The 1,656-nt window shown below is 31.6% G+C and carries 2 protein-coding genes; both read left to right on the top strand.

From position 1 onward, the window contains the following. The first annotated feature begins 452 nt into the window (after positions 1-452). Positions 453-881, top strand: coding sequence for a hypothetical protein (locus BLT15_RS13020; protein WP_089762517.1), 429 nt, complete (start codon positions 453-455; stop codon positions 879-881). Positions 882-898: 17 nt separating this feature from the next. Beyond that, on the top strand, positions 899-1,656 hold a 758-nt coding region (locus BLT15_RS13015), incomplete at its 3' end, for a type IV pilus modification PilV family protein (protein WP_143423115.1).

The raw sequence follows: 1,656 nt of genomic DNA, 5'->3' as shown, positions 1-1,656 counted from the left end.
GCTGCTTGTGTTTTATTTTTTCGCCTCAAACATTTTTTCGAGAAATTATCGCATATTTTATTTTCAAAGAACGAGGTTTTTCAACAGTCTCCTAGAAACAGAGTTATAATTCACTTGCATAAAATTTTAAAGAGGCTCAACTCAAAATTATTTGAAATCTGTCTTGAAGGCACAGATACATTGTATTCATACCCTTGAAACTACTCTGTTCTTATTGTAAACTTAAAGTCAACCTTATCAATTAGGATCTTCTTGTTATCAGTTGATAGATATCGTATAAGATCGGGGAAAAATTTCATTGTCAACGCAGCTTTATATCTTACAGTACAACTAAATGAGGTTTTTACACACCTATTAACCAATTGAATGCAAGAAGATCCATTAATTATTTTGCTTCAAAAAGTTACTCACTTCTTTTAACTGAAGTAAATAATAAATAGTGGTGAAATATTATGAATAACTTGAATAATAAAAATGGATATGCCCTGGTGATAGTTATCCTATTAATTACTCTATTTACGATATTAGGGGTGGGTTTCGGCAATCGATTTTTGTCAGAAGTTCGTACCACTACCTCAAATCTCGATAGGAGACAGGCCTATCTTCATGCCGTAGCTGGTGCGGAGTATGATGGAGATGAGAAATGTATCGAATTTAAATACAATGATAGTGTAGAACAATATACGTATGAGGAAAAGAATGATTGCAATAATAATCTAAATCAAGACGAACTGAAATATGAACTGACGGATGACCCAAAACAAGCTGTAATTTATATAAATGAAGGTGATTCTACTTCCACTGCTTATCTGGGTGATGAAGATGATTACATTGATATTACAGTAAATTTAGACGGACCTCCATATCGTATAGAGCGATAGAGTGGGTGAATTAAGTTATGAAAAATTTTAAGGCTATTTTTTCAACTGAAAAAGGCATGACGTTGGTTGAGGTAGTGGTTGCTATAGTTATATTGTCGGGACTTATATTTACTTTCACTAACATATTTGTTGAGGGGATAAGGACAAGAATGGAAGAAAGGGAAAGAAGCAGGGGTGTTGAAGAACTTAGCAGTATTATGGAAGAAATAATAGAAATTGATAGAGAAGATATTGATGAATGTGATGAAAACGGAGATGATTTGGAGAGCAAAATTGAAGAAGATATAATAACTGATAATAATGCAGATGATAATTATGCAAAGATAAAAGTAAATGGCTGTAGAGTAACTATAGAATATTTTTATGAAGATGAGGCGTCTATTGAAATGACTACTTATATTTCTCTTGAAGAAGAAAAGGAGGAAGTAGCTGATGTTTTGATTACTGACCAATTCAACGTAGATATAAATGTGTATGTAAACGGAGATGATGAAATTAAAAATATAGATGCTTATGGAATAGATGAAAATATCGAAGAAGATATAGAAGACCATATTAACCTAAATGATAAATTAGAAATAACTGGGGATTGGATTATAGAAGATAATCATAAAGTTGAAATTGAGATAGAAGCTGATGAAGTTGATGAAGTTGAATTTACTGATGATTGGACATTTGATGATAATAGTGATATTAACTTCGATATAGAAGCTGATGAGTCAGAAATTATTTTTGATGAGAACTGGACATATGTGAATTCTGAAGATATTGATAT

The organism is Halarsenatibacter silvermanii, from assembly GCF_900103135.1.
Taxonomy (GTDB): Bacteria; Bacillota; Halanaerobiia; order Halanaerobiales; family Halarsenatibacteraceae; genus Halarsenatibacter; species Halarsenatibacter silvermanii.
The sequence above is the reverse complement of the archived record's forward strand: the minus strand, read 5'-3'. Positions and strand labels throughout refer to the sequence as shown.

Excerpts from the sequence above, each read along its gene's own strand:
- BLT15_RS13020 (WP_089762517.1), top strand. The coding sequence starts at position 453 with ATGAATAACTTGAATAATAAAAATGGATATGCCCTGGTGATAGTTATC.